The 5,853-nt window shown below is 60.3% G+C and carries 6 protein-coding genes; 4 read left to right on the top strand and 2 right to left on the bottom strand.

The genetic code is table 11. The features are described 5' to 3' along the window. The 4 genes from purH to ACIQ39_RS18260 form a co-directional block, all read left to right on the top strand. Positions 1-1,333 (top strand): bifunctional phosphoribosylaminoimidazolecarboxamide formyltransferase/IMP cyclohydrolase (gene purH / locus ACIQ39_RS18275; protein ID WP_396436012.1); only part of this gene is annotated, 1,333 nt, incomplete at its 5' end. Positions 1,334-1,963: 630 nt separating this feature from the next. Then, complete coding sequence (locus ACIQ39_RS18270; protein WP_396436011.1) at positions 1,964-2,395, top strand: putative toxin-antitoxin system toxin component, PIN family; 432 nt, start codon at positions 1,964-1,966, stop codon at positions 2,393-2,395. Beyond that, a complete protein-coding gene (locus ACIQ39_RS18265; protein WP_108374421.1) occupies positions 2,392-2,628 on the top strand; it encodes a toxin-antitoxin system HicB family antitoxin in 237 nt (78 codons plus the stop codon). Before ACIQ39_RS18270 ends, ACIQ39_RS18265 begins: the two co-directional genes overlap by 4 nt. A 55-nt stretch (positions 2,629-2,683) precedes the next feature. Continuing rightward, the gene (locus tag ACIQ39_RS18260; protein WP_396436013.1) at positions 2,684-3,919 is read left to right on the top strand and encodes a DEAD/DEAH box helicase; all 1,236 of its coding nucleotides are present in this window, start codon (positions 2,684-2,686) and stop codon (positions 3,917-3,919) included. Positions 3,920-4,285: 366 nt separating this feature from the next. On the opposite strand, the gene ACIQ39_RS18255 is transcribed toward ACIQ39_RS18260, so the two are convergent. After that, a complete protein-coding gene (locus ACIQ39_RS18255; protein WP_396436010.1) occupies positions 4,286-5,419 on the bottom strand; it encodes a response regulator transcription factor in 1,134 nt (377 codons plus the stop codon). Positions 5,420-5,457: 38 nt separating this feature from the next. Further along, on the bottom strand, positions 5,458-5,853 hold a 396-nt coding region (locus ACIQ39_RS18250), incomplete at its 5' end, for a N,N-dimethylformamidase beta subunit family domain-containing protein (protein ID WP_396436009.1).

Raw genomic sequence — 5,853 nt, 5'->3', positions numbered from 1 at the left:
CATGCTCATCGTCAACCTCTACCCGTTTGAAGCCACCGTGGCCAAGCCCGGCTGCACGTTGGCTGAAGCGATAGAAAACATCGACATCGGCGGCCCCGCCATGGTGCGCAGTGCGGCCAAGAACTGGCAAGACGTGGGCGTGGTGACCGACGCCAGCCAATACGCGGATGTGATTGCTGAGTTGAAAGCCAAGGGCAAACTCAGCGACAAGTTGCGCTTTACCCTGTCGGTGGCCGCCTTCAACCGCATCAGCCAATACGACGGCGCGATCAGCAATTACCTGTCCAGTGTGAATTTTGAAGCCGAAAAACTGAGCGAAAGCTATGTGCCCGAGCGCGCCCAGTTCTCAGGCCAATTCAACGTGCAATACGTCAAAGTGCAAGACCTGCGCTACGGCGAAAACAGCCACCAGCAAGCCGCTTGGTACCGCGACTTGGCCCCCGCTGCAGGGTCGCTCGCCAACGGCGTGCAATTGCAAGGCAAAGAACTGAGCTACAACAACATCGCCGACGCTGATGCGGCGTGGGAATGTGTGAAGAGTTTTGACACGGGAGCCAAAGGCGAGCTTTCACAGGCTGCAGCGTGTGTGATCGTCAAACACGCCAACCCCTGCGGCGTGGCCGTGGGCGCCAGCGCACTCGAGGCCTACAGCAAAGCCTTTCAAACCGACCCGACCAGCGCCTTTGGCGGCATCATCGCCTTCAACCGCCCGGTGGACAAGGCCACTGCCGAAGCCGTGAGCCAGCAGTTCGTCGAAGTGCTGATGGCCCCTGACTTCAGCGCTGAGGCGCTGGAAGTGTTCAAGAGCAAAGTCAATGTGCGCTTGATGCAAATCGCGCTGCCCGCCAACTACGGCGAGGTGCGCAATGCCCTGGAAACCAAACGCGTGGGCTCAGGTCTGCTGCTGCAAAGCGCCGACAAGCACGAGTTGGCTTTGGCAGACCTCAAAATCGTCACCGTCAAGCAGCCCACACCTGAAGAACTGCACGACCTGCTCTTCGCTTGGAAAGTGGCCAAGTTCGTCAAATCCAACGCCATCGTGTTCTGCAAAAACGGACAGACCCGTGGCGTGGGCGCAGGCCAAATGAGCCGCTTGGATTCAGCCCGCATCGCCAGCATCAAGGCCGAAGCCGCCAAGCTCAGCCTGCACAACACCGTGGTCGCCAGCGACGCCTTCTTCCCCTTCCGTGACGGCCTCGATGTGGTGGTGGACGCAGGCGCGACCTGCGTGGTCCAGCCCGGTGGCTCCATGCGCGACCAAGAAGTCATTGACGCGGCCAATGAGCGTGGCGTGGCGATGGTCTTCACCGGCGTGCGGCACTTTCGCCATTGAGTCAGATCAAGGGCAGCGGACCCGTCACCGACGCAACACAATTTTCTGTGCGGTGTCCGTTTGCGCTTGCGTTCAAAACACAGGTGCTGCGAGCAGGCGATCCAGTATTTTTTGCGCAATGACAGGGTCTCTGTGAATGAAATGCCCACACGCGGGCACGAAGTGTGGTTCGCATGAAGGAATTTTTTTAGCGAGTTCCTTCGCGGCTGCAGGTGAGGCCAAATTGTCACGTTCCCCGTGCCACCAATACACGGGCACTTCGATGGATTCCGGCAAGAAATTCCAGTTTTTTGTGATGAGCTGGAGGTCCGTTTTCAGTCCGATGCCCCCTTGACGAAATGCAGCGCCCATCCGTCAGTATTTCAATCGCCTCAGTTGTGTGGAGTGCCTTGTTCATGATGGACTAATCGCCGTGAAGTCTTAGAAACCTGGTTGGAGCTTACAGGCCGATAACCTCGGGCCATTGGTCATTCTTCGCGAGGTCATTCATACTCACCTGGTTCCTCGTTACGCTGTGAAGTTCACCAATCTAGCGTACTGATCGGCGTTTCAATTCTCGGTCTTGGACAAGGGGAGCAAAGAGGGGCGGAGCACTGGACTGCATCATTTGCTGATATCATTGGCAACATCATGAAAATCATGTTGCTCGACACCCATGTGCTGGTTGCAGCCTTGAGCAGTTCTCGGGGCGCGTCGTATGCGCTGCTGCAAGCGGTGGCTTCGGCACGTTTGCGCGTGGTGGCGTCGCCTGCTTTGTGGCTCGAATACGAGTCGGTGCTCAAGCGCGATGCGATACGGGCTCTGCATGGTTTTTCAGCTGAACAGGTCGATGCGTTTCTGTCCGCCTTGGCCGTGTGGGTGGAGCCGGTGAGCTTGCATTACATCTGGCGGCCACAGCTGCGCGATCCGGGTGACGAAATGGTGCTCGAGGCCGCCGTCAACGCGCGGGTACATGCCTTGGTCACCCGCAATGTGAAAGATTTTTCGACGGCAGCGCCACGCTTTGGCTTGGCCGTCAAAACCCCAGCCCAGGCTTTGGTTTTTTTGGAGTATGCTGTATGAGTACCTTTGCGCTTCGATTGCCCGATTCTTTGTACGCCCATGCGCGCAAGCTGGCGGAACAAGACCAGGCCTCGCTCAACCAGTTCATCACGGTGGCTGTGGCCGAGAAGGTGTCGGCCCTCAATGCGGCCGCTTTTTTTGCAGAACGTGCTGGTGTTGCCAAGCCAGGCGATTTGGCAAGCTTTTTGGCGATGGTGCCCGAACGTTCTCCGCTGGAGGGTGACGAGCGATGAGCCGTGTCACCTTGATCCTCTCCCTGTCGCCATTTTTTGAGAATCAAGCATGAGCTTGAGTTTTGGCCCATTGGGCTTGAACCCTGCGCTTTTGCGTGCCGTGTCCGACATGGGTTTGTACGCCCCCACCCCCATCCAGGCCGAGGCGATTCCAGCCGTGCTGAAATCGGCCGACGTGTGGGCCACCGCGCCCACCGGCTCGGGCAAGACACTGGCTTTTGCGCTGCCGCTTTTGCAGCATTTGCTGGCCGCGCCGCGCCAGACCAATTTCCGCCGCCCGGTGCGCACGCTGGTGTTGGTGCCTACGCGCGAGCTGGCGGTGCAGGTGGGCGAAGTGCTGGCCAACTTGGCGTACAAACTGCCGCAGTCGCTCAAGGTGAACACCGTGTTTGGCGGTGTCTCGGTCAACCCGCAAATGATGGCGCTGCGCGGCGGTGCCGACATCGTGGTGGCCACGCCGGGCCGTTTGCTTGACTTGGTTGACCAAAACGCCGTGCGCCTGGCCGATGTGCAGCACCTGGTGCTGGACGAAGCCGACCGCCTGCTGGATTTGGGTTTTGCGGATGAGTTGCAGCGCGTGCTGGCGCTGCTGCCGGTCAAGCGCCAGACCTTGTTGTTCTCGGCCACGTTTGCACCCGAAGTAGAAGCCTTGGCGGCCAAGCTGCTGCATGACCCGGTGCGCATCACCGTGCAAGCCTTTGAGGGCCACCAGCCCGACATCAGCCAGCGCGCCATTGCGGTGGACGAGAAAAGCCGCACCGCCTTGCTGCGCCACCTGATCGCCGAAAACAGCTGGCAGCAGGTGCTGGTGTTTGTGGCCACGCGCTATGCCTGCGAGCATGTGGCGAACAAGCTCTACAAGGCGGGCGTGTTTGCCACGCCTTTTCATGGCGAGATGAGCCAGGGTGCACGCCAAGAAGTCTTGAGCGAATTCAAGGCCGACCGCTGGGATGTGGTGGTCACCACCGATTTGGCCTCGCGCGGCATCGACATCGCCATGCTGCCCGTGGTGGTCAACTACGACCTGCCACGCTCGGCCACCGATTACACCCACCGCATCGGCCGCACCGGCAGGGCGGGTGCGCATGGCGACGCGGTGAGCTTTGTCACGGCCGCCGCGCTCGCGCATTGGCAGTTGATTCAAAAACGCGAAAGCCTGGCGCTGCCTTTGGAGCACCTGCCAGGCTTTGAGCCCACCGAAACCCCGCCACCGCCATCGCCCGGCAACGGTGGCATCAAGGGTTCGCGTTTGAGCAAGAAAGACAAGTTGCGGGCAGCCGGCTTGGCTTGAGACGGCGCACCGCTTGTACTGCAGACAGCGGTGCAGGCCTTGAGGGGCAGACCCTCTCCAAAGCCCAGACCCCAACCGCTGTTCGTGGGGCCAGCCGTGTGAAGTTTGAAATGGACGGGGGCAAGCGGTTTTTTTTTCACACGCTCTCTTTTGTCTTGGTCATCCCGGCCCTGAGCCTGGACCCAGACGGCTCAAGAGGTGTTCGCCAAGCTCAGCCGTGCTCACTGGGTCTCAGGTCTTCGCCCGGGGTGAGCAAAAGAAACCCGGGGCGACAAAATTTGGGTGCCCTTGATGTGTTTACTTCATCGGGCCAGGCCAGAAAAGCGATCTGGCTTGATGTCGCTTTGGCGCGAAAAACCAGCGCCCTCAGCCCACCGGCAGCTGCCCAAAGCCCATGCTTGCGCCGGGCATTTCTTCAAACAGGCTGAGGCCTCCCAGGTCCAGCTCGGCTTGGTCGCTGGCCATCAGTTTGTGGGCCAGGGCGGCTTTGTCCGAGACTTCCAGCTTGCGGTAAATTTCGCGCAGGTGGTGGCGCGCTGTGGCCGGTGCAATGCCCAAGTCGCGGGCGATTTCTTTGTAGCTGGCACCCACTGAAAACTGGCCTGCAATTTCGGCCTCGCGTGGGGACAGCTTGGCACTGGCCGTCATGGGCCGGATGTCGAGCAAAAACAGATCACCTACCGGGTGCAGGCGCACATGCAGTTGTTGGCCTTGATAGGCCAAGCCGCTGGGCACATGCCGGATCAGGCTGGGCGGCAGCAGCGGGCCGGTCCATTGCGGCCACTCCAGACGCAGCGTGGCGGTCAGGGCGTGGTCGGCCACATACAGCATGCCGCGTTTGTCCACCACGCCCAAAGCGGCGCGGGCCGAGTTGTGGTTGGACCTGACCCGCTCCAGGTGCAGCAACCAATTGGTGCTGAGTGCCGATGTCAGGTGCGGCATCAGCAGCTGCATGGTGCGCCGCTCGTGTTCGCTGAAGGGCGGCTTGCCCTCGTTGCGGTAGACCGACAAGAAGGCCATCAAATTGAGTTCAGGCAAGAGCGTGACGGTGCACAAACAGCTGGAAATGCCAAAGCGCGCCATCAATGAGGCCAAGCCGGGTGAGGCGTAGAGCGACTTACGCCCAAAATTCACGGTGGTGCCGGGCTGCGTCATCACCGCGTCGGCCAAGGTGTCTTCTGCTTTGATGTCGTCCCACAGGGCGGGGTAAAAATCGGGCAGGTGGTAGGGCAGGGAGGCGTTGATTTCCAGCTCGCCCGTGGGTGGCTGAGAGGCCATGCCCCACCAGGCCGAGTCGAAGTCAAAACGCTGGCTGACTGCGTCCAGCGCCAAGCGTTGGAAGTCTTGCATGGGTGCCATGTGGGCCAGGCGGTACAAGGCCAACAAGGTTTTGCCAAAGGTTTCGGTGTTCATGGGGGTGCGTGAAAGCCCTGCGGGTGCAGCCCTTGCCAGTTGCGGCGGCTTGTCGGCATTGAAACCTTTGTCAGATGTTTTGACCATTGGTATTCCTACCAAGTTCTATAAAAACACCAAAGGGATCAGCGCCACAGTTTTTCTTCCGCGTTGTACTCGGTTCCGGGCAAGACACCGGGTTTCAGGAAGGCTTTCAGCACATTGCCCATGATGCGCGAGACCGGGTTGTCAAAACCATGGCAGGGCAGGGCGTGGCTCCAGGCGATCGAGCTGGGCGAGAAGACCGCGCCGTTTTGGGGCGTGGTGAAGTACACCATGTCGCAGCGCACGCCAGGGTGCTGGGTGCCGCCCATGCCGGGGTGGTTGTACATGATTTCTTCTTGCACCAAGGGGTAGTTGTCGCTGAAGCCGTCGGAGCTGGCCAGCAGTTTGGCGTGGGGCGGTGTGCCCAGGCTCAGGTCGTAGCGGTCCACCTCGATGCCAGCGGCCCCGCCGCCGGCCAGGCCAAAGTCGCCAAACAC

The sequence above is a fragment of the Limnohabitans sp. genome (genome assembly GCF_044361645.1).
Lineage (GTDB): Bacteria > Pseudomonadota > Gammaproteobacteria > Burkholderiales > Burkholderiaceae_C > Limnohabitans_A.
Note: the sequence above shows the minus strand (reverse complement) of the source record. Positions and strands in the feature narration are given on the sequence as shown.